The sequence below is a fragment of the Stenotrophomonas sp. YJH_SMC_110 genome (genome assembly GCF_059369255.1).
The window spans coordinates 34,180-53,940 of the sequence record NZ_JCAFSM010000008.1 but is presented as its reverse complement, the minus strand read 5'-3'; the positions used below and the strand labels follow the sequence as shown (position 1 = coordinate 53,940).

The following is a 19,761-nucleotide window of genomic DNA, read 5'->3' as shown; positions in this document are numbered from 1 at the left end:
CGTGGCGGGAACGCGGTTGCAGGCTTAGAAGCGCTGCTGGTACTTCATGTACATGAAGCGGCCGATGTCGAAGCCACCGTAGTAGGTGAAGCTGCTGTTCGGCTGGCTGTACATGATCGGACCCTGGTGGTTGAACACGTTGTTCACGCCCAGCGACACGGTGCCATCCCACGGCAGGCTGTAACGCACCTGCAGGTCGTGGAAGGTGTTGGAGCCCACCTTGTTGGTCGGCGACGCGCTGGTGTACGACGAGTTGAAGCCCGGCATGTTGCACTCATCCATGTACGAGCACTTCTCCTTCATGCTGGAGTAGTAGCGCGCGGTCCAGCCGATGCCGAGGTCGCCGTACTGCCAATCCAGGTTGAAGGTGGAGCGCACGCGGAAGTCGCCGGCCCAACCGGTACGCTGTTCCACCGGGGTGGTGGCGGCGCTGTCGTTGCGCTGCTCCAGGTAGTCGGTGTACGTGGTGTTCCAGTTGACGGCGAACTTGCCGAACGCGGTTTCCGGCAGGCGGTAGCGCATGTTGATGTCATAGCCGGCGGTTTCGCGGTAGCCCGCGTTGACCAGCGAGCGGTCCAGCGAGTTGACCTGGCCGTTGCTGCCACGGGTGAAGCGGCCGCAGGCGGCATCCGAACCCTGCACGTAGCACTGTTCCAGGATGTTGGTGGCCGACTCACCGACGATGGCGTTGTCGATGCGGATCTTCCACCAGTCCAGGCTGACGTCCAGGCCCTGCACGAAGTCCGGGCTGTAGACCAGGCCGACGGTCCAGGTCTTGGCGGTTTCCGGCTTCAGGCCCGGGTTGGAACCCGAGCTGAAATCGGTGGTGGCCTGCTGGCCGGGCTTGGTGGCCACGCTGCCATCGCTGTTGAGCTGGCGGAAGTTGGCCGGCACCTTCAGCGCCTGGCAGCGGGCAGCGACGGTCGGGCTGGTGGCGGCGGTACCGAAGGAGGTATCGCACGGATCGGTGAACGAGTCGCGGCTGCTGACGGTGCCGCCGTACAGGTCATCCACGGTCGGCGCACGGAAGCCGGTGCCGTAGGTGGCGCGCACCAGCAGGCTGTCGATCGGCTTCCACTTCAGGCCGAACTTGCTGTTGGTGGTCGAACCGAAGTTGTTGTAGTCCGAGTAGCGGCCGGCCATGTCCAGCGACAGTTCGCGGGCGAACGGCAGGTCGGCCAGCAGCGGCACCTGCAGTTCCAGGTAGACCTCGTTGAGCGAGTAGTTGCCGCGGGTCGGCTGGCCGCTGGTGCCGGCGATCTCGCCCTTCTGCACCATCGTGTCCGGAGTGTAGCTGGCTTCTTCGCTGCGGTGCTCGAAGCCCATCGCGGCCAGGATGTCGCCGGCCGGCAGGGTGAACAGCGAGCCGGAGATGTTGCCGCTGGCGACCTTGGTGGTGCTCTGCATCTTGTCGACGAAGCGGGTGAACAGGTAGTCCTGCACGTCCTGATTGCTCAGCGAGCCGGGTCCGGTGTAACCCATCGGGGCGGCCGGGTTCCACGGCACGCAGCCGGCGATCACCGCGCCCGGCGCACCGCAGCGGGCCACGTTGCCGTCCATGAAGGACGGGCCGACGGCCAGGTTGACGTGCGGCTGGTACATGCTGCCGGTACCGATGCGCTCGCCTTCGTTGCGGTTGTACATGTAGTTGACGTTCCAGTCCCAGTACCGCGAACCGGTTTCGAAGCTGCCTTCCAGACCAATGCTGGCGCGCTTGGTTTCCAGGTTGTTCTCGGTGCCGCGCGGCAGTTCCTCGGTACGGTGCGCGAACAGCGCATCCTGGCCCCACAGGTTGAACGCGCTGTCCTTGGACAGGGCGGCACGGCTGCCATTGCGGGCCTGCGCGGCGCTGACCGAGTACGGGTAACCGGCCAGGTGCTTGGTCGACTCGCGCTTGCTGTACAACGCGTCGGCGACGATGCGCAGGTTGTCGGTGATCGAGAAGCCACCGTTGGCGAACACCGAGGTGCGTTCCAGGCCTGTCAGCAGGCTCATGTTCGACTTGGTGTTGGCACCATCAGCCGGGTCCGGCGCATGGAAGTTGCCGGCCTTGCCCGGGTCGCCGCCCGGGCCCACCGTCAGGTTCTTGCCACCGACGGTGACGTAGCCCCACGGGGTGTTGCCATTGAGGCCATCGTTGGGGTGGCGCGGGCCGTTGGTGTAACGGCTGAACTCGCGGTCCTTGCCCAGCACCTCATCTTCCTTGGTGCGCTCGGCGCCCACGCTGAACCAGCCGCGCTCGAAGGTCTTGCCGAAGGTCGCGCTGTAGGCGCGCTTCTGGCCGTCACCCTGGCCGTACTGGCCGACATAGACGCTGGCTTCACCACCATCGAAATTCTTGCGGGTGATGATGTTGACCACGCCGGCGATGGCATCGGAGCCGTACAGCGCGGAGGCGCCGTCGGTCAGCACTTCCACGCGCTCGACGATGGACGACGGGATCGAGGCCAGGTCGGAGTAACCGCCGGCGCTGATGCCCATGCGGCGGCCGTCGATGAGCACCAGGCTGCGTTCCGGGCCCAGGTTGCGCAGGCTGACGTACATGCCGCCGAAGTCGCGCGAGGAGGTCAGCGACGAGGCGCGGCTCATGCTCGGCGCACCGGCGGCAGGAATGTCCTGCAGGATGTCAGCGACGTTGACGTAGCCCTTCTTCTCGATCTCGGCGCGGTTGAGCGCGACCACCGGCTGTGCGGTTTCGACACTGGCCTGGCGGATGCGCGAGCCGGTGATTTCGATGCGGTCGAGGTTGGTCGGGGTATCGCTGGTGCTCTGTGCGAAGGCGGGGGTGGTGCAGCTGGCGGCCAGCGCGATGACGATCGCGTTGCGCAGCGGATTGGTTTTCAGGGACATCCGTGAAATCTCGTGTTTCAGTAAAAACAAGCGCCCGTTCTATGGGCGCGTGGGGTGCTGCAAACCAACGTGGGGGGCGCGATTCTAGAATGTTTCCATTCGTAACTGTTTGTCTCGGCGCCGCTGGAAGTGCGCGAAAATGAATCGCAACCAACAATCCACAGATGCGCTGTGCGCAGCGTCACGCGCGCTGCGTTTGCGATGGGCAGAGGCATCGATAGCGGCACGAAGCTGGCACGCTTGAGTGGTTGCGACAACGCGTCGCAGTACGCGCTTGTATGCAGGCGCGCAGCCGTTGTGATGCACCTGCCCGCATGAAATGCTCTTCGCCTTGTCATCGAAGGCAGGAGACGAAGGAATGATCCAGCTTGAAGAAGCACGCCGTCGCGTGGAGGCTGCACTTGCCAGCGACGATGAGCCGGTTGCCATCACGCATGAGCACGAAGTGGTCGAAGGCTGGCTGTTCTGCTTCCAGTCGCTGCGCTACCTGCAATCCGGCGAAATCTCGGATGCATTGGCCGGCAATGGGCCGATCTTCGTCGACCGGCACACAGGCGAGCAGCACGCGCTGGGCACGGCGTATCCGCCCGAGGAGGTCCTTCGCCAGCATCTGGCCGCGCGCGGCCCCGCCGTCTGATGCTGCGGCGGCGGATTTCTGAGTTCGGCAACGTGAAAGGGACGGAGCCTTCGCTCCGTCCCCTTGCGTGATGCGCAGTCCACCGCTGCGCGATGCTCAGGTTTCGCGCAGCGCCGTGGTGATCGGCAGACGTGCCGCGCGCAGTGCCGGGAACAGGCCGCCGACCAGGCCGATGCCCAGTGCCCATTTCAGGCCGGTCCACAGCAGTTCCGGCGACACATGGAACTTGAACACCACTGCGCTGAAGTTGCTGCCGATGGTGGACACGCTGTAGCCGTTGAACAGCAGCCACGCCACCGCACAGCCGAGCAGGCCACCGAGCAGCGCCAGCAGCATCGTCTCCAGCATCACTGCCGTCACCACCGGCAGGCCGCGGAAGCCGATCGCACGCATGGTGGCGATTTCGCGGGCGCGCGTGGCGACGGCCGCATACATGGTGTTGAGCGCGCCAAACACCGCACCGACCGCCATGATCGTGCCGATCACCTTGCCAAGGATGTCGATCAACTTGGTCAGCCCGCCGCCCTGCTTGCTGTAGTACACGCGGGTGGTTTCCACGTCCAGTTTCAGGCGCGGGTCGGCGGCGACGGCGGCCTTGAACTGATCGAAGCCTGCCTTGCCCTCGGTGCGCACGCTGATCGACTGCCAGGCGCTGCGCTGGTAGGTGGTGGCCAGCGTATCGGCGTCGGTCCACAGTTCCGAATCATGCGCATCGCCGGTGGCGAACACACCCACTACGGTCCAGGTCTGGTTGCCCAGGGTCAGTGTCCTGCCCACCTCCATGTCGCGGAACTGGCCCTTGGCGCCCTGGCCGACCACGATCTCGCGCAGGCCAGTGGCGAACTTGCGCCCCTCGACGATCCTGACCTTGTCATGCACCGCCCATGCCTGCGGGCCCACGCCGCGGAACTGCGCGTTGACGTCGGTGCCATCGGACTTCGACACCAGGTTGACCACCTGCGACAGCTCCGGCGACAGCAGCGGCCGGCCCTGCGCATCGCGGCTGATGCCGGGCAGGGTGGACAGCATCGGTACCTGCTCGCGGGTGATCACCGAGTTGGTCTCGGCCTGCGAGCCACCGCGCAGCACGATGGCAGTGGTGTCATCGCCGGTGTTGTTGAGCGTGGCCTGGAAGCCTTCGCCCATCGCCAGCATTGCCACCAGCACGCCGACCACGCCGGCGATGCCGACCACGATCACCGAGGACGCGCCCCAGCGCTGCGGCAGGCTGGCCACGCCGATACGGGTGGCGGCCAGCGCCAGTCGCCCCCCGCGGGTCAGCAGAAGCCACAGGGCCACCAGCACGGTCACGGCCAGCACGCCGGTCCACGGCAGGCTGATCCACAGCACCAGGCCGACCGCCAGCAGCAGCACCGTCACGCCGTTGCCCAGCCACTTCTTGAGTTTGCTCTTGAACATGTCTGTGTTCTCCTCAGCGACCGGCCAGTGCGTCGACGATCTTCAGGCGCTTGGCACGCAGCGCCGGCAACAGGCCGACGATGATGCCGATCACCACGATCAGGCCCAGCCCCATCAGCCAGGTTGGCGTCGGCACGTGCGGCGGCAGCATGCCCATGCTCTTCGGGCCGATGGCCGGCAGGATCAGCGCGGCCAGGCCCATGCCGATCAGGCCGCCCAGGCCGATCAGCAGCACCGATTCCACCATCACCAGGGTCAGCACGGTGCTGTCCTTGAAGCCCAGCGTTTTCAGCGTGGCCAGCTCCGGCACGCGCTCGCGCACGGCCTGCGCCATGGTGTTGCCGGTCAACAGCAGCAGGGTGAAGAACACCGCGCCCATGATCGAGGTGACGATCATGCCGATATCCGCGAACTGCTTGACGAAGGCCTGCTGGAACGCCGATTCGGTCTGGGTCTTGGTCTCGTGGTCGGAGTTGGCCGAGATCGCGTCGATCGCCTGCGCCACCCGCGAAGAGTGGTCCGGGTTGTCCAGCGTTACCGTGTACCAGCTCACCTGGTTCTTGATGTAGTCGTTGGATTCATCGAAGTACTTCCAGTTCATCATCAACTGGCGTTCTTCGTTGGCGGCCAGCGCACGGTCCTTGGAACGGTAGATGCCCTTGAGCACCAGCGGCCAGTCGTTGCTGCCGCCACGCGGGAAGATCGTGGCCTGCAGCGGGATGGTGTCGCCGATCTTCCAGCCGAACTGCTTGGCCAGGGTTTCGCCGACGATGGCGCCGGTACGGGTCTGCTTCCAGTCTTCCAGCTGTGCCGGGTCGATCTGCAGCTCGCGGTAGACATCGAAGTAGTTGGGGGACACCGAGAAGTTCGGGAAGAAGTTCTTCGGGTCCTGGTAGATGCCGCCGAACCACATGCCATAGGCCACGTCGCGCACGCCGGCCACTTGCCGCACCTGGGCTTCCAGGCGGATCGGCAGCGACTGGGTGATCGACAGCCGCGATGCGACCACCAGGCGGTTGGCGCCTTCCACGCTGCCGCCGGAGGTGAATGCCACGCGCACCGAATCGAGCATGCCGAACAGCAGGAACGCGGCCACCACGGAGAGCAGGGTCAGCAACGTGCGGGTACGGCTGCGGAACAGCTGCGCCCACACCAACGAGAAGTATTTCATCGCCGTGGCCTCCGTCAGTGGGCCAGCGGCGCGTCGGCCAGCTCGCCCTTGTCCAGGTGCACCGTGTGCGTGGCGTACTCGGCGGCCTTCGGGTCATGGGTGACCATGATGATGGTCTTGCCATGCTCCCGGTTGAGCTGCTGCAGCAGGCCGAGGATCTCCTCGGCGGACTGGCGGTCGAGGTCGCCGGTCGGTTCGTCGCAGATCAGGAAGGTCGGGTCGGAGACGATCGCCCGGGCGATTGCCACGCGCTGCTGCTGGCCGCCGGACAGTTCATTCGGGCGGTGGCTGCGGCGGTCGGCCAGGCCGACCAGGGTCAGCGCGATCTCGGCGTTGCGGCGGCGCTGCGCCGCATTGAGGTGGGTCAGCAGCAGCGGCAGTTCCACGTTCTTCTGCGCGGTCAGCATCGGCATCAGGTTGTAGAACTGGAACACGAAGCCGACGTGGTGGCTGCGCCAGGTCGACAGCTGGCCGCCGCTCATCTGGTCGATGCGCTCGCCCTCGATGCTGATCTCGCCGCCGCTGGGGTTGTCCAGGCCGCCGATCAGGTTGAGCAGGGTGGTCTTGCCCGAGCCGGACGGGCCCATCAGCGCGACGAAGTCGCCGCTGGCGATGTCCAGGTCGATGCCGTGCAGCACCTGCACTTTCTCGGGGCCACGCTGGTAGGTCTTGGTGATGTTGCGCAGTGAAACCAGGGTCGACATGGGTGGTTCTCCACGGAAGGCGGGAAACGGGGAAGCGCCACGGCAGGGGCCGCAGGCGTGCGTCGAGCGGTGCTGCCGGCGGCGCCCGTGGGCGCCAGGCCGCTACTGCGCTTGTTTCTGTTGCACCTTGGCGCCATCGCGCAGGCTGTCCGGCGGGTTCAGCACCACCGATTCACCTGCGCTCACGCCCTTGAGGATCTGGCGGTCCTTGCCCATCGCCTGGCCGGCCTCGACCGTGCGCTGCTGCACGCGGCTTTCGTCACCCAGCACGAAGGCAACCGAGGCGCCCTCGCGCTGGACCACGGCGCCCGCCGGCACGCGCACGCCCTGCGGTTTGACGGCCGCCTGCGGCTGCGCCTGCTCCAGGAAGCTGACGCGCACGCCCATCTCCGGCACGATGCGCGGGTCCTTCACCTTCAGCGCCACGCGCACCTTCACCGTGGCCTTGCCGCGGTCGGCGGTGGGGATGATGGCGATCACCTCGCCCGGAATCTTCCACTCCGGATAGGCGTTGAGCGTGGCTTCGACCGGCATCTTCGGCTGCACGCGGCCGATGAAGGCCTCGCCGACCTCGACTTCGATCTCCAGCGAGTCCATGTCGACGATGGTGCCGATGCCGGTACGGGTGAACCCACCGCCCGCCGACAGCGGCGAGACGATTTCGCCGGGCTGCGCGGCCTTGGCAGTGACCACGCCGGAGAACGGCGCGCGCACGATGTTGTTGTCCACGCCCAGATCGGCGATGGCCAGCTGGTCGTTGGCCACCTTGACGTTGCGCTGTGCGGTGTCCAGCTGTGCACGCAGGCTGTCACGCTGGGCCACCGCCTGGTCGTACTGCGAGCGCGACACCAGCTGCTGGCCGACCAGTGCCTGCAGGCGGCTGGCTTCAGCGGCCGCCTGCCTCTGCTGCGCTTCCAGCCCGGCCACCTGGCTGCGTGCGGCCTGCAGCTGCGAGGCATACAGGCTGCGCTGCGCGTCGGCATCGATCGGGTCCAGGGTGGCCATGATCTGGCCCTGTTCCACGCGCATGCCTTCCTCGATCATCACCTCGCGCACCTTGCCGGTGATCTTGGCCGATACCGTGGCCATGCGCCGGGCGACCACGTAGCCACTGGCATCGAGCACCGAACTGCTGGCGCTGCCCTGCTGGATGGCCACGGCGGGGGCGGTTTCCACGTCCACTGCCGGCGTACGCCCGAACAGGGCGAAGCCGACAGCGGCCAGCAACAACACGACCACGATGATCGCGATCCACAGCCAGCGGCGGCCACCGCCACTGCCGCCGGAGGCGGGCGGCGGCGATTTGCGGTCGATACGGAGTTCCTTCAACAGCTCGGCAGAAGCGTTCATTCGTTCCATCACAGGCGTTTGGGCGGGTGTGGCCGGAAGGGCGGACGGCGGCGGTTCCGGCGGTGGAGCGTGCGGCACAGCATGCAGGCAGGCACAGCGATGACGGCAGTGACAGCTGTCACCCGATGACACTGACGGCGGCAACTGCGAAACGTGACCACGGCGGCACAGGATGGCAACGTCCCCGCTACCGGTACCGCCCATGGATCCGATCACCCCGTCGCTGGCCCGCCACAGCCGCGCCGCCAAGCGTACCGTGATCCGCGCTCGGTTGCGCCGGTGCCGCCCGGCCGGTGGTGGCGCCTGCGCGCAGGCGGCTGAACTGGCATGATCGGCGGCGATCGTCCCCGCCTGGAACCGCCCGTGCCGTCGACATGGCTTGCCTCGCTGCTGCGCCCCGCGCCGGACTCGGCGGTGGCCGATACGCTGCGCCGGGGAAAATCGCCCTGGAGCGAGGCAGTCCACCTGCTGTGGTCGGTGTGGATCTTCCTGACGCCCTTGCTTGGCCACGGCTTCACCCTGCGCTGGCTGCTGCTGACGCTGGCCAGCTATCCGGTGTTCCTGCTGCTGTACGCCAAGGTGATGGTGGCGCCGCGCCATCACGCTCCGCGCTATGCGCTGGGCCTGATCGCGATGTCGCTGGTGCTGCTGCCCTGGTATCCGTCCGGGCTGACCTACTTCGTGTTCGGCTGCGTGCTGCTGCGGGTGAGCGGACGCGGTGGCTGGTGGCAGTATCTGCTGCAGCTCACTGGCCTGAACCTTCTGTTCTGCAGCCTCGCGCTGCTGTTCCAGTACCCGTGGCAGAGCCTGGTCTGGATCCCGGCCGTGTCCTACATCGTGGGGCTGGTCGTGAACGTGGAAGCGCTCAACCAGCAGAAGGATGCGGCACTGCAGCTGTCGCAGGACGAGGTGCGGCGGCTGGCGGCCACTGCCGAGCGCGAACGCATCGGCCGCGACCTGCATGACCTGCTCGGCCACACCCTGTCGCTGATCACATTGAAGCTGGAGCTGGCGCGCAAGCTGCACGACCGCGGCGACGCGCGCGCGCGGCTGGAGATCGGCGAGGCCGAGGCCATCGCCCGCGAAGCGCTGGCACAGGTGCGCAGCGCGGTTACCGGCATCCGCGCCAGCGACCTGGCCGGTGAGCTGGCATCGGCGCGGCTGCTGCTGGAATGCCAGCAGGTCCACCTTCAATACGCACCACCACCGGCGATGCCGGTGGATGTCGAACGCGGGCTGGCGCTGGTGCTGCGCGAGGCCGCAACCAATATCGTGCGCCATGCACAGGCGACACAGGCACGGGTGGAGTTCATGCTGGAGGGACGCATGCTGGCGATGCAGATCCGCGACGATGGCCGTGGCGGCGTGCAGGCCGAGGGCAACGGGCTGAGCGGCATGCGCGAACGCGTGGCCGCCCTGGGGGGCAGCCTGCAGGTACAGTCCGCAAAGGGCGAGGGCACGCGACTGACCGTGCGCGTGCCACTGGCTGCCGCGACCACACCGTTGCCGCCGGGAGCGCCGCCGTCGCTGGCACAGGACGGTGCCGCATGATCCGCATCCTGCTGGCCGAGGATCAGGCGATGGTGCGCGGTGCACTGTCGGCGTTGCTGGGCCTGGAGCCGGATATCGAGGTGCTGGGCAGCGCCGCCGATGGCGAAACCGCGTGGCGGATGCTGCAGCAGCTGCAACCGGACATCCTGGTCACCGACATCGAGATGCCCGGCCTGTCCGGGCTCGAGCTTGCCCAGCGCATCGCGCGCCACGAGCTGCCGATCAAGGTGGTGATCGTGACCACCTTCGCCCGCGCCGGTTTCCTGCGCCGCGCGCTGGAAGCCGGCGTGCTGGGCTACCTGCTGAAGGATGCACCGGCCGAGAACCTGGCCGATGCCCTGCGCAAGGTGAAACAGGGCATCCGCGCGATCGACCCGCAGCTGGCACTGGATGCGTGGTCGCAGGCCGATCCGCTGACCGACCGCGAGCGCCGCGTACTGCGGCTGGCGGGCGAGGGCCGCACCGCCAGCGAGATCGCCGAGCAGCTGGGGTTGTCGCACGGTACGGTGCGCAATTACCTGTCCGAGTGCATCGGCAAGCTGGGCGTGGCCAACCGGATCGAGGCGTACCGGCTGGCGCGGCAGAAGGGGTGGTTGTAGCGGATCATTTCCGCGCCTGCGGAGAGGTGTCACTTTCTTTGCTCGTGCAAAGAAAGTAACCAAAGAAACACGCCGCCAGAGCGCGAGCCGTCGCTACGCGACGGTTCCCTGCGCTTCTCGGCGAATCAGGGGACGGCGCCGAACTCGCTGCGCTCAGACACCGGCGCCTCTTCGCCCCTGATTCCCCTGCGATGCTCGGCTCGCTCAAGGCGGACCCAAGGTCAAGAACCACAGCTGCACGACGATATTTGGTAGCGCCGGGCCGTGTCCGACGAGTGAAGCGGCCGCTTTCGCCTTTGATCTTGAGTCCGCCTTCAAGCGAGCCGAGCACCGCAGGACCGGCGAGGGCGAAGAGGCGCGGGTGTCTGAGCGCAGCGAGTTCCCGCGCCGTCCCTCGACGGACCGAGGAGCGCAGGGCACCGGCGTGCGAAGCACGCCGGCTCGCGGCCGGCGGAGCGTTTCTTTGGTTACTTTCTTTGCGCGCAAAGAAAGTGCCCCCCCCCGCGGTCGCGGAAACAATCCGCCGGGAACGCCCGGCGAATCCTTTCAATCCTTCCCGCGCGCCATCGCCTGGAACACCCCGTCACGCCGCACCCACAGGTGGAACAGCGCCGCACCCACATGCATCAGCACCGTGGCAAACAACACATAGGCCAGCAGGCTGTGCGCATTGCGCAACGCGGCATACAGCGCCGGGGTATGCGGCACGATCGGCGGCAGGTGCAGGCCACCCCACAGCACGATCGGGTAACCGCCGGCCGACAGCATCGCCCAGCCGATCAGCGGCATCGCCAGCATCAGTGCGTACAGCATCCAGTGCGAGGCCTTGGCCGCCATCACCTGCCACACAGGAAGATCCGCCGGCAGCGGCGGTGGGCGATGACGCAGCCGGTTGTACAGGCGCAGCAACACCAGTACGCCGATAGTGATGCCCAATGGGCGGTGCAGGTCGATCAGCATCGGCCGCAAGTGCAGCGAGGCGACCATGGTCACGCCAATGAACAGCATGGCGATGATCATCAGCGCCATGGACCAGTGCAGCACCCGCGCCAGCAGGTTGAAGTGGCCGTTGCCGGTGCTCATCGTACGGCCTCCTTCCGTTGCTCGACGTTGCCGGTGGCGCGCTCGCGTTCGCGGCGGTTGAAGGACTGCGAATACACGGCCGAGCGGGCCGCCAGGATCGGATCGTCACTGCCACGCACGCCGCTGGGCAGGATCAGCGGATCGAAATTGATCTGCCCGCAGGCGCCCTGTTCCTGCGACTGCATGCGGTCCAGGCTGAGTACGCCGGCCACTACCTGGTCACGCGATTCGGGCCACGGTACCGACGGATCATCGATGGCATCGCCCGGCTCGGCGGTGGTCACGACCAGGTTCCAGCGCACCGGGCCGCTGGCCAAGCGCTGCTGCAGTTCCTGGCTGAGGAAATCGACGCTGGCCTGCTTGCGGGTTTCCGCATCCATCTCCACCACCGGCGCCTGCGGCTGCCAGCGCCAGCGCACCGCGCGCTTCTGGCCCTGCGCATTGGTGAACCAGAAGCTGTTGACGCTGTTGAAGGTGGTGTCGGCCCAGCTGCTGGTCCACGGCGCGGTCTTGGCCCACTGCTGGAAAGCCTGCGCACTGGGGTATTTGGCCAGCACCGCGGCCATCTTCTGCGGATCGGGCTTGCCGGTGGCCGGGTCGGGAATGGAGGCGCGGGTCTGCTCGTAGAACGCCTCTGCGCTGGGCACGGCGAAGAACGGGAAGCTGTTCATCGCCATGCGCCATTCCTGGCCATCATCGCTGACCATCTGCACCGCGAGGCTGCGCACGCGTGCGGTGTTGTCGGCGCCGTAGGGGTCGCCGCCGCCGATCGACAGGCGGCCCATCACCGGCACGCGGCGTTGCGAGAACACCCGTGCGCTGGACAGGGTGGGGGCCTGCGCGCTGGGTTCGAACCAGCCGCTCACGCAGATGCCCTTGCTGTGCGCGCGGCGGAAGCCCGGGTGGGCCGGGCCGGTGGCCTCGATGGTGTCGGTGAAGCGCTGCGCGGTCAGGCGGTTTCCAATCCAGCCGGCCAGCCAGGCGAAGGCCAGCGCGACCGCACCCAGAATGAGTGCGATCAGTGCGATCCAGAGCAGGGGTGAATGCTTGCGTGGCGCGCCCGGCGTCTGGCCAGCGCGGGTGTAGCGGAAGAGCGACATGGTCGGAGTCCTGCCTTCACGGAGCGTGTGGGTGGTCGACCCACACATCCTCGCAGAACCCGGCCGGGGCCGAAATTCAATTTTTCGTCAGATTTTCCGGGGACGGGGTGCCGACCAACGGTCGGCACCCACCCGATCAGCTGTAGCGCTGCTTCAGCATCGCCCACGCCGAGCGCAGCGCCAGCGCTTCGCCACCGGCCGGACGGCCCGGGCGCTCGCCGTCGTTCCAGGCATACACATCCAGGTGCGCCCAGCGCTGGCCGTCTTCCAGGAAGCGTTCCAGGTACAGCGCGGCGGTCACCGAGCCGGCCATGCGCGAACCGGCGTTGGCCAGGTCGGCGATGCCGCTGCTCAGGTAGCGCAGGTAGGGGCGCCACAGTGGCATGCGCCAGACCGGGTCGCGGGTCGCGTCACCGGCCTGCAGCCACTGCTGGGCCACCGTGTCGTCGTTGCTGAACAGTGCCGGCAGGTCCGGGCCCAGTGCGATGCGCGCGGCACCGGTGAGGGTGGCGAAGTCCAGCACCAGGTCCGGCTTCTGCTCACCGGCGAAGGTCAGCGCATCGCACAGGATCACGCGGCCTTCCGCATCGGTGTTGTCGATCTCCACGCTCAGGCCCTTGCGGGTGGCGATCACTTCGCCCGGGCGGAAGGCATCGGGACCGATCGCGTTTTCCACCGCCGGCACCAGCAGGGTCAGCCGCACCGGCAGCCCACGTGCCATCACCAGGCCGGCAAGGGCCAGTGCATGCGCGGCGCCACCCATGTCCTTCTTCATGTTGCGCATGCCGTCGGCCGGCTTGATGTCCAGCCCGCCGGTATCGAAGCACACGCCCTTGCCCACCAGCACCAGCGCCGGGTCGGTTTCCCTGCCCCAGCGCAGCACGACCAGGCGCGGCGCACGATGCGAAGCGCGGCCCACGGCGTGGATGGCCGGGAAATTCTGCTTCAGCAGTTCGTCGCCGGTAATCGCCTCGACCTGCGCACCATGTGCATCGGCCAGCGCGCGCGCGGCGTCTTCCAGCTGCTGCGGGCCCATGTCTTCGGTCGGGGTGTTGACCCAGTCGCGCACGCGCAGGCTGGCGGCGATCAGGTCGGCCACTTCGCCGGTCGGCGAGGCCACCAGCTGCGCCGGTGCGCGGTTGCGCTTGCGATAGCGGTCAAAGCGGTAGCTGCCCAGGCCCCAGCCCAGCTGCAGCAGCGCCAGTTCGGCGGCCGGCAGTTCATTGGCCAGCTGCCAGACGCTGCCTTCCGGCAGCGCGTGCGGCGCATGCGCATAGCTGTAGGCATCGGCACGATCACCCACGCCCATCACGGCACCGGCCAGGCCATCGGCGCCCGGCAGCAGTGCCACGCTGTGGGCGCCGGCGTTGAAGCCCTGCGATGCCAGCCACGCCTGCGTGGCAGCCGGCTGGCTGTCCTTCCAGGCGGCGAACTGCTCGCGGTCCAGCACGTACAACGGCAGCGCCGCAGCGGTGTCGGCGGTGAAACCAGTGATCTCGCTCATGCGTCAGGTACTCCGGGGTGCGGCGGCGTCGAGGTTGGCATCCAACCAGTCGGCCAGGCCGGTAAGGGTGTCGAACTGCAGGTCCGGCTGCAGCTGCGGATGGGTCCAGGTGGCTGCGTCGCGGTTGATCCAGCAGCCGCGCAGGCCGGCGGCAATCGCCCCGGCCACGTCCATGTCGGCATGGTCGCCGACGTGCAGCACCTGTGCCGGTGCCACACCCAGGCGGGTGCACGCGGCATGGAAGATGCTGGCTTCGGGCTTGGCCGCGCCGTGTTCGCGCGAACCCAGCTGGAAGGCGAAATGATGGGCCAGGCCGATCCGCTCCAGGTCGGCATTGCCGTTGCTCAGCGCCGCCACCGGTACCCGTGCGGCAATGCGCGCCAGCGCGTCGATCGCATCGGGATAGCACTCCACCTGGTTGCGCGCGGCGTAGAACACTTCATACGCAGGCTCCAGCAGATCGAGGCTGGCACCGCTGGTGTGCAGTGCTTCGTGCAGGGTCAGCCGGCGCAGCGCACTCAGGTCGTGGTGGAGGTACGGATGGGCGTGGTACAGCCGCTCGCGCAGTTCGCGCATGGCCTCCACCGGATACATCGCGGCGGTAGCGGGGCTGTGTTCGCACATCCAGGCGTGCAGGACCTGTTCGATGCGGGCGCCGATCGGAGCGAACGGCCACAGCGTGTCGTCAAGGTCGAGGGTGATGGCTTGGACGGGGAAATTCACCTCGCCATTCTACCCCTGCCCGCGCGGGCTTTCATGCGACGCGGCGGGCGGGTGGGCACTGTGGCTGGGCCGGGTCAGCGCAGGTTGTACGAGCAGGCGATGGTGGTCTGGCCGTCGAACTGCTGCACGTCCAGGTTGTGCCGCCCAACTTCCTTCGTGTAGGTGCCTGCTACCGGGTCGGACAGCTTCGCCAGTGCCGCGACCTGTTCCACACTGGCCGAGCTGAAGTACGCGGTGAAACTGTCGATGCCATCCTCGCCGCTGTCGCCGTCATAGGACTGCAGCCGGTTCACGGGCTGGCCCAGCACCATCAAGGGCGTGGTCAGCCGGAACTCGCCGCTGGATTCGCCGTCCTGCGCCCTTGCCGGGGCCGGTGCCAGCATCCGGGCCATGGCGTCGAACTGCATGGGCGTGAGGTGCCGCTTGCAGGTAACCGCCTCAGCAAGCTGGGTGCGCGCCTGATCGGCAGTCGGCGGTGTCGCGGCGAACGCGGGAGCGGCAATGCAGGCCAAGGCAAGGCAACGCGTGGCGAGAGAGTTCATACGAGCGGATCCATCCGGGTAGGGCGCCATAGTCTGCCACTTCGTCCCTGTTTCTGGTTCCGCCACCTGCGTCCATCCGTTGTTGATGCCGTCACTCCAGCAGGCGTGCCCAGCCCTGCATGCCATCCAGGCGTGCCAGCACCAGCTTGATGCACACCAGCAGCGGCACTGCCAGCAGCAGCCCGATCATGCCCCAGGCCCAGCCGAACACCATCAGCGCCAGGATCAGCACCAGCGGCGACAGCTTCATCCGACGGCCCAGCACGATCGGGGTCACCATCTGCCCTTCCAGGGTGTGCAGGCCCAGGTAGGCGGCGGCCGGCAGCAGGGCCTGCAGCGGGTCGCGGAACTCGACGAAGCCCATCAACAGCATCAGCGCCACGCCGATCAGCGGACCCACATACGGGGCGAAGTTCAGTAGTGCAGCCACCGTGCCCCACAGCAGTGCTTCCTGCAGGCCGATGCCGAGCAGCATCAGCACGCCGGCGAACACCAGCCCGACCAGGGTGTTGATGACGCTGATGGTCAGCACGTAACGCGAGACCTCCCGTTCGATCGAACGCAGGATGTCGGTGGTGAACCGCTGCTGCTGGCGGTTCGGGAACAGGGCGATCGCTGCGCGCTGCAGGCTCTGCCCGTAGATCATGAAGAACAGGGTCAGCAGCACCACCGCCAGCACCGACGCGGCCAGGCGCGGTGCACGGGTCAGCATGCGGTATGGATCGTCCAGCTGGGTGCGGATCACCTGCACCTTGTGGTTGCTGTCACCGCCGGCCACGCGGGCGAAGTTTTCCGCCGCCTGGTTGGCCTGCTGCACCGGCTTGGTCAGGTCCTGCACCTGCCGGGCCACCTTGCGCAGCTGCTGCGGTGCTTCCTGCGCCCATTCCATCGCCGGACCGATCAACTGCACCGCCAGCGACCCGGTCACGCCCAGCCCGGCGCCGAGGATCAGCAGTGCGCCCAGCGCGCGCGGAATCCACAGCTTCTGCAGCAGGCGCAGGATCGGGTTGCCGACCAGTGCGAAGAACACCGCCAGCAGCACCGGCAGGATGATGTCCTGCGCGGCCCACAGCGTGTAGCCCACCGCCAGGGTGGCCAGGACCACCAGCGACATCGGCCCGCGTGGACGCGACGGGGGCGGCAGCGGTGCCTCCGCATCCTGCGGATCGGCTGGTGACGGGGACAGGAGGGACTCGCTCATCGACGCACCAACCGGGAAGGGGAGCGCATTATCCGCCGGCCGCGATCGGCGCGGCGGATTGCATGGATCAACGTTCGGACAGCTCGGTGGCGGCTTCGGCCGGGCGCGGTTCGCGCGGTTCCGGTTCGGGTTCCGGGCGGGGGGCAGGTGCCGGCCGTGCGTTGGCGGCGGAGGCCGCCGCCTGTGCCTGTTCGCTGGCATCGTCGGCTTCTTCGGCCGCGTCGTCGGCGGTCGCTGCAGCCTGTGCCGCCATCGCCGTGGCAAACGCCGCCTGGGCACTGGCGAACAGGTTCGAGACCGAACCGACCATCTGCAGCCAGCGCGCACCGTTGACCTTGCCGGGCACTTCCAGCTTGCCGGCGATGAAGCCACCGGCCAGGCCGACCACCACGATGCGCAACGGCGACCAGCCCTTTCGCCAGACGTCGCTGAGCGTGGACCAGTGGTCCTGGGTCTCGCCCAGGCGCACGGTCACCACCTGTTCGCAGCGTTTCACCCGCCGCTGCAGCGCGCCGAACTTCATGGCTTGCCCTCGGGCAGCTGCACGCCGGCATCGGGGTCGTCTTCGCTGGGCTCGTCGAACAGGCCCAGGCGTGACAGCTGGCGCCGGGTGGCATGCATGCCGGTGTGGTGGAAGAAGTAGGACACCCGCCAGATCGCGTAGCCGGTGACGGCCAGGCTCAGCAGCGAGGTGATCAGCAGCGCCTGCAGCCAGCTAAGGCCCCAGCTCTGCAGCAGGGCGATGAGGGTGGCCGCCATCAGCAGCCAGGCCGAGGCACCAAATACGATCGCCACGCCGGCCCAGGCCAGCGCACGGCCGAAGGCGCTGCGGGCCAGGGCGAAGTCGGCCGAGGCCAGCCGGCGCAGCGAGCGCACGGTGTGCTTGGCCGAATCGGCGGCGGCACGACCGGCCGCGCCGACCTGGCGGATGCTCTCATCCAGCGGCGGGGTGGCCGCCGGATCAGGGGCTTGCGCGTTGTCTTCGCTCACGCCGCGGCTTACTTGTCGCTGCTGCCGCGGGCCAGCTTGGCGATGATCCAGCCGGCAGCGAAGGCGACGCCGAACGAAGCCAGCGGACGCTCACGGATCAACTCGGCGGCGCTGTCGATCAGGTCCTTGCCCTTGTCCATCAACGCGTCAACCTGTTCCTTGGCAGCGGCACCACCGAATTCGGCGGCGGCCAGGCCAGACAGTGCGCTGTCGGACAGTTCGGCCTTGACGTTGGCCTTGCCGATGCGCAGCTCGTCGGTCGCGGCACCGGTTGCGCCCTTGATCGCACCGCCGGCGGCCGTGGCGGCCTGCTTCAGGTGGGAACCGGCTTCACCCAGGTGTTCCTTCAGGTTCTCGGTATTGGTGGGGCTCATCGAATCACTCCTGTTGCGATGGGGGAACGGGTGTCGGCGGTGCCGACCTGGACTGACAGCAATAGCATTGCCGGGGTATAGGGGGTGTTACGGCAGGGCGATCAGCGCATCACGAGCTGGCCCTGCTGCTGGCCATTGTTGCGCAGCACGCGCACCACCAGGGTCGGCGGGCGCTGCTGGAAGTTGGCGCGCCAGCTGGCCAGGTCGGCGAATTCACCCACGGTGGCGTCGGTGATGATGTCGCCCTGCTGCAGGCCGTTGCTGGCCGCGCGGCTGCCACGCTTGACCTCGCTGACCAGCACGCCGCCGACACCCGACTGTCGCAGCGACTCGGGCAGGTCGACGAAGGTGGCACCGGTCAACCGCGGGTCCAGGCTCTCGCCGGTGACCGCACGCGCCTGTTCCTTCAGCGTGGCCTTGATCTGCACGGGCTTGCCTTCGCGGCGTACATCCAGCGTCATCGGGCTGCCGACCGCAGCCAGGCCTTCCACGTTGTGCAGGGCTTCGGCGCTGTCCACGCGTTGGCCGTTGGCCGAGACCACCACGTCGCCCGGCTTCAACCCGGCCGCGGCGGCCGCCGAACCGGCCAGCACGCGGGTGATCAGCGCACCGCGCGTTTCGCCCAGGCCCAGCCCCTGCGCGATCTGCGCGGTCAGGTTCTGGCTCTCCACGCCCAGCGTGCCGCGTACCACCACGCCGTGCTTGACCAGCTGGTCGACCACGCTGCGCGCCAGGTTGGACGGAATCGCCAGGCCCAGGCCGATGTTGCCGGCCATGCTGCCCTGCGGGTTGAAGCTGGCGGTATTGATGCCGACCAGCTGGCCCTGCAGGTCGACCAGGGCGCCACCGGAATTGCCGGGGTTGATTGACGCATCGGTCTGGATGAAGTTCTGGTAGCCCAGGCCACGGATGCCGCTGCGGCCCACCGCCGAGACGATGCCCGAGGTGACCGTCTGGCTGAAGCCGAACGGGTTGCCGATGGCCACCACGAAGTCACCGACCCGCAGCTGGTCGCTGTTGCCGAGCTTGATGTCGGTCAGGTTCTGCGCCGGGATGCGGATCAGCGCGATGTCGGTATCGCGGTCCGAACCGAGGAACTCGGCCTTCACCGTGCGCCCGTCGGCCAGTGTCACCTGCACGTCATCGGCGTTGTCGATGACATGGTGGTTGGTCAGCACCAGGCCTTCCTTGGCGTCGATGATCACGCCCGAGCCCAGCGATTCGTTGATGCGCTCCTGCGGGATATCCGGGAACAGGCGGCGGAAGAACGGGTCGTTGAAGAACGGGTTGCGCACGCGCACCACCTGCTTGGTGTTGACGCTGACCACGGCCGGCATCGCCTTTTCCAGCATCGGCGCCAGCGAAGGCACCGCCTGTCCGGCCACCGCGGCCGGCAACGCGGCGGTGGTCGGCAGCACCGCTGGCAGCGGTGCTGCATCGGCACGGTTGTCCAGGTGGGCATTGATGCCGGTGGCAACGAAGCCACCGAAGGCGGCGGCGATTGCGAGCGTAAGCAGGGTGGGAAGCGGTCGCATGGTTGTCGGTTCGCTGGCGTGGGTGGGGGCGGTTCGGCCCTACGGTAAAACAAGCTGAATGAGTGTGTCGCGATCTGGATAAATGCGCCATGAAAACCGCAGGCCGCGAAAGGCGAGTGAGGAGGCTGACAGCATGGCTGTGGCGACACCGCACAGGCGACGCCTGCACCACCGAAGACGATCGCCGGGGGCGCCGACACAGACCGATACCTGCGCAGTTCCGCGCAACCGGGTGCCGCAATGCGCCACAGCACGCATCGGATGCCGCGTCCGTGCAACGGCACGCAACGGCCATCTTCGACCACGCGCTTGCTGTGGCGTAGTCCTTAAAAAAAGGGGTTTCCTGTGAACCCGCCGCTTCTGCGGCAGTGGTGGGCTACACCATGGCCGTCGCATCAGATGCGATTGCGGGCGCGTGCCCCGTTCCA

The 19,761-nt window shown here is 67.5% G+C and carries 19 protein-coding genes; 4 read left to right on the top strand and 15 right to left on the bottom strand.

The features are described 5' to 3' along the window. Window positions 1–24: 24 nt before the first annotated feature. Entirely contained in the window at window positions 25–2,850 is a 2,826-nt protein-coding gene (locus tag AC5P6H_RS15100; RefSeq protein ID WP_495202825.1) for a TonB-dependent receptor, read from the bottom strand. Window positions 2,851–3,208: 358 nt separating this feature from the next. Between AC5P6H_RS15100 and AC5P6H_RS15095 the strand changes: the two genes are divergently transcribed. Next, window positions 3,209–3,487, top strand: coding sequence for a YrhB domain-containing protein (locus tag AC5P6H_RS15095; protein ID WP_019661820.1), 279 nt, complete (start codon window positions 3,209–3,211; stop codon window positions 3,485–3,487). A 96-nt stretch (window positions 3,488–3,583) separates the two neighbouring features. Here AC5P6H_RS15095 and AC5P6H_RS15090 read toward each other — a convergent pair whose 3' ends face one another. The 4 genes from AC5P6H_RS15090 to AC5P6H_RS15075 form a co-directional block, all read right to left on the bottom strand. Then, a complete protein-coding gene (locus AC5P6H_RS15090; protein WP_032956233.1) occupies window positions 3,584–4,906 on the bottom strand; it encodes an ABC transporter permease in 1,323 nt (440 codons plus the stop codon). Window positions 4,907–4,919: 13 nt separating this feature from the next. Continuing rightward, the gene (locus AC5P6H_RS15085; protein WP_014035671.1) at window positions 4,920–6,077 is read right to left on the bottom strand and encodes an ABC transporter permease; all 1,158 of its coding nucleotides are present in this window, start codon (window positions 6,075–6,077) and stop codon (window positions 4,920–4,922) included. Window positions 6,078–6,091: 14 nt separating this feature from the next. Continuing rightward, window positions 6,092–6,781, bottom strand: coding sequence for an ABC transporter ATP-binding protein (locus AC5P6H_RS15080; RefSeq protein WP_004137569.1), 690 nt, complete (start codon window positions 6,779–6,781; stop codon window positions 6,092–6,094). A 102-nt stretch (window positions 6,782–6,883) separates the two neighbouring features. Further along, entirely contained in the window at window positions 6,884–8,131 is a 1,248-nt protein-coding gene (locus AC5P6H_RS15075; RefSeq protein WP_495202824.1) for an efflux RND transporter periplasmic adaptor subunit, read from the bottom strand. 202 nt (window positions 8,132–8,333) lie between these two features. Between AC5P6H_RS15075 and AC5P6H_RS15070 the strand changes: the two genes are divergently transcribed. Genes AC5P6H_RS15070 through AC5P6H_RS15060 form a run of 3 tightly spaced genes read left to right on the top strand, consistent with a single transcriptional unit; the run spans window position 8,334 to window position 10,281 of the window. Beyond that, window positions 8,334–8,462 carry a hypothetical protein gene (locus AC5P6H_RS15070; protein WP_257473236.1) on the top strand — a complete coding sequence of 43 codons (129 nt, stop codon included), beginning with the start codon at window positions 8,334–8,336 and terminating at the stop codon, window positions 8,460–8,462. Continuing rightward, window positions 8,459–9,682: a sensor histidine kinase gene (locus AC5P6H_RS15065; RefSeq protein WP_032956229.1), complete on the top strand. Its 1,224-nt coding sequence runs from the start codon at window positions 8,459–8,461 to the stop codon at window positions 9,680–9,682. The genes AC5P6H_RS15070 and AC5P6H_RS15065 overlap by 4 nt, the downstream gene beginning before the upstream one ends. Next, a complete protein-coding gene (locus AC5P6H_RS15060; protein ID WP_014645643.1) occupies window positions 9,679–10,281 on the top strand; it encodes a response regulator transcription factor in 603 nt (200 codons plus the stop codon). Before AC5P6H_RS15065 ends, AC5P6H_RS15060 begins: the two co-directional genes overlap by 4 nt. 546 nt (window positions 10,282–10,827) lie before the next feature. Here the strand turns inward: AC5P6H_RS15060 and AC5P6H_RS15055 are convergent. The 10 genes from AC5P6H_RS15055 to AC5P6H_RS15010 all read right to left on the bottom strand — a co-directional run bounded on the left by AC5P6H_RS15055 (window position 10,828) and on the right by AC5P6H_RS15010 (window position 19,333). Then, the gene (locus AC5P6H_RS15055; RefSeq protein ID WP_075076380.1) at window positions 10,828–11,364 is read right to left on the bottom strand and encodes a cytochrome b; all 537 of its coding nucleotides are present in this window, start codon (window positions 11,362–11,364) and stop codon (window positions 10,828–10,830) included. Then, window positions 11,361–12,464 (bottom strand): catalase family peroxidase, encoded by a 1,104-nt coding sequence (locus AC5P6H_RS15050; protein WP_075076379.1) that lies wholly within the window; start codon window positions 12,462–12,464, stop codon window positions 11,361–11,363. Before AC5P6H_RS15050 ends, AC5P6H_RS15055 begins: the two co-directional genes overlap by 4 nt. Window positions 12,465–12,600: 136 nt before the next feature. Further along, window positions 12,601–13,968, bottom strand: a complete 1,368-nt coding sequence (locus AC5P6H_RS15045; RefSeq protein WP_005411979.1) for a leucyl aminopeptidase family protein — start codon at window positions 13,966–13,968, stop codon at window positions 12,601–12,603. A gap of 3 nt (window positions 13,969–13,971) precedes the next feature. Continuing rightward, on the bottom strand, window positions 13,972–14,691 hold the full coding sequence (locus tag AC5P6H_RS15040; RefSeq protein WP_014645647.1) for an HAD family hydrolase: 720 nt from the start codon (window positions 14,689–14,691) through the stop codon (window positions 13,972–13,974). Window positions 14,692–14,765: 74 nt separating this feature from the next. Further along, window positions 14,766–15,233 (bottom strand): hypothetical protein, encoded by a 468-nt coding sequence (locus AC5P6H_RS15035; RefSeq protein WP_227863879.1) that lies wholly within the window; start codon window positions 15,231–15,233, stop codon window positions 14,766–14,768. Between the two features lie 91 nt (window positions 15,234–15,324). Beyond that, window positions 15,325–16,434: an AI-2E family transporter gene (locus tag AC5P6H_RS15030; protein WP_111206475.1), complete on the bottom strand. Its 1,110-nt coding sequence runs from the start codon at window positions 16,432–16,434 to the stop codon at window positions 15,325–15,327. A 67-nt stretch (window positions 16,435–16,501) separates the two neighbouring features. Next, complete coding sequence (locus AC5P6H_RS15025; RefSeq protein ID WP_014645650.1) at window positions 16,502–16,957, bottom strand: hypothetical protein; 456 nt, start codon at window positions 16,955–16,957, stop codon at window positions 16,502–16,504. Next, window positions 16,954–17,424 carry a phage holin family protein gene (locus tag AC5P6H_RS15020; RefSeq protein ID WP_014645651.1) on the bottom strand — a complete coding sequence of 157 codons (471 nt, stop codon included), beginning with the start codon at window positions 17,422–17,424 and terminating at the stop codon, window positions 16,954–16,956. Before AC5P6H_RS15020 ends, AC5P6H_RS15025 begins: the two co-directional genes overlap by 4 nt. 8 nt (window positions 17,425–17,432) lie before the next feature. After that, on the bottom strand, window positions 17,433–17,798 hold the full coding sequence (locus tag AC5P6H_RS15015) for a hypothetical protein (RefSeq protein ID WP_004153835.1): 366 nt from the start codon (window positions 17,796–17,798) through the stop codon (window positions 17,433–17,435). A gap of 101 nt (window positions 17,799–17,899) precedes the next feature. Next, a complete protein-coding gene (locus AC5P6H_RS15010; RefSeq protein ID WP_014645652.1) occupies window positions 17,900–19,333 on the bottom strand; it encodes a Do family serine endopeptidase in 1,434 nt (477 codons plus the stop codon). Between the last annotated feature and the right edge of the window lie 428 nt (window positions 19,334–19,761).

What these genes read in the sequence shown, in the direction of transcription:
- AC5P6H_RS15080 (WP_004137569.1), bottom strand. Translation starts at nt 6,781, where the DNA reads ATGTCGACCCTGGTTTCACTGCGCAACATCACCAAGACCTACCAGCGT.
- AC5P6H_RS15035 (WP_227863879.1), bottom strand. Translation starts at nt 15,233, where the DNA reads ATGAACTCTCTCGCCACGCGTTGCCTTGCCTTGGCCTGCATTGCCGCT.
- AC5P6H_RS15055 (WP_075076380.1), bottom strand. Translation starts at nt 11,364, where the DNA reads ATGAGCACCGGCAACGGCCACTTCAACCTGCTGGCGCGGGTGCTGCAC.
- AC5P6H_RS15095 (WP_019661820.1), top strand. Translation starts at nt 3,209, where the DNA reads ATGATCCAGCTTGAAGAAGCACGCCGTCGCGTGGAGGCTGCACTTGCC.
- AC5P6H_RS15010 (WP_014645652.1), bottom strand. Translation starts at nt 19,333, where the DNA reads ATGCGACCGCTTCCCACCCTGCTTACGCTCGCAATCGCCGCCGCCTTC.
- AC5P6H_RS15065 (WP_032956229.1), top strand. Translation starts at nt 8,459, where the DNA reads ATGATCGGCGGCGATCGTCCCCGCCTGGAACCGCCCGTGCCGTCGACA.
- AC5P6H_RS15060 (WP_014645643.1), top strand. Translation starts at nt 9,679, where the DNA reads ATGATCCGCATCCTGCTGGCCGAGGATCAGGCGATGGTGCGCGGTGCA.
- AC5P6H_RS15050 (WP_075076379.1), bottom strand. Translation starts at nt 12,464, where the DNA reads ATGTCGCTCTTCCGCTACACCCGCGCTGGCCAGACGCCGGGCGCGCCA.
- AC5P6H_RS15045 (WP_005411979.1), bottom strand. Translation starts at nt 13,968, where the DNA reads ATGAGCGAGATCACTGGTTTCACCGCCGACACCGCTGCGGCGCTGCCG.
- AC5P6H_RS15100 (WP_495202825.1), bottom strand. Translation starts at nt 2,850, where the DNA reads ATGTCCCTGAAAACCAATCCGCTGCGCAACGCGATCGTCATCGCGCTG.
- AC5P6H_RS15075 (WP_495202824.1), bottom strand. Translation starts at nt 8,131, where the DNA reads ATGAACGCTTCTGCCGAGCTGTTGAAGGAACTCCGTATCGACCGCAAA.
- AC5P6H_RS15090 (WP_032956233.1), bottom strand. Translation starts at nt 4,906, where the DNA reads ATGTTCAAGAGCAAACTCAAGAAGTGGCTGGGCAACGGCGTGACGGTG.
- AC5P6H_RS15015 (WP_004153835.1), bottom strand. Translation starts at nt 17,798, where the DNA reads ATGAGCCCCACCAATACCGAGAACCTGAAGGAACACCTGGGTGAAGCC.
- AC5P6H_RS15085 (WP_014035671.1), bottom strand. Translation starts at nt 6,077, where the DNA reads ATGAAATACTTCTCGTTGGTGTGGGCGCAGCTGTTCCGCAGCCGTACC.
- AC5P6H_RS15025 (WP_014645650.1), bottom strand. Translation starts at nt 16,957, where the DNA reads ATGAAGTTCGGCGCGCTGCAGCGGCGGGTGAAACGCTGCGAACAGGTG.
- AC5P6H_RS15030 (WP_111206475.1), bottom strand. Translation starts at nt 16,434, where the DNA reads ATGAGCGAGTCCCTCCTGTCCCCGTCACCAGCCGATCCGCAGGATGCG.
- AC5P6H_RS15070 (WP_257473236.1), top strand. Translation starts at nt 8,334, where the DNA reads ATGGATCCGATCACCCCGTCGCTGGCCCGCCACAGCCGCGCCGCCAAG.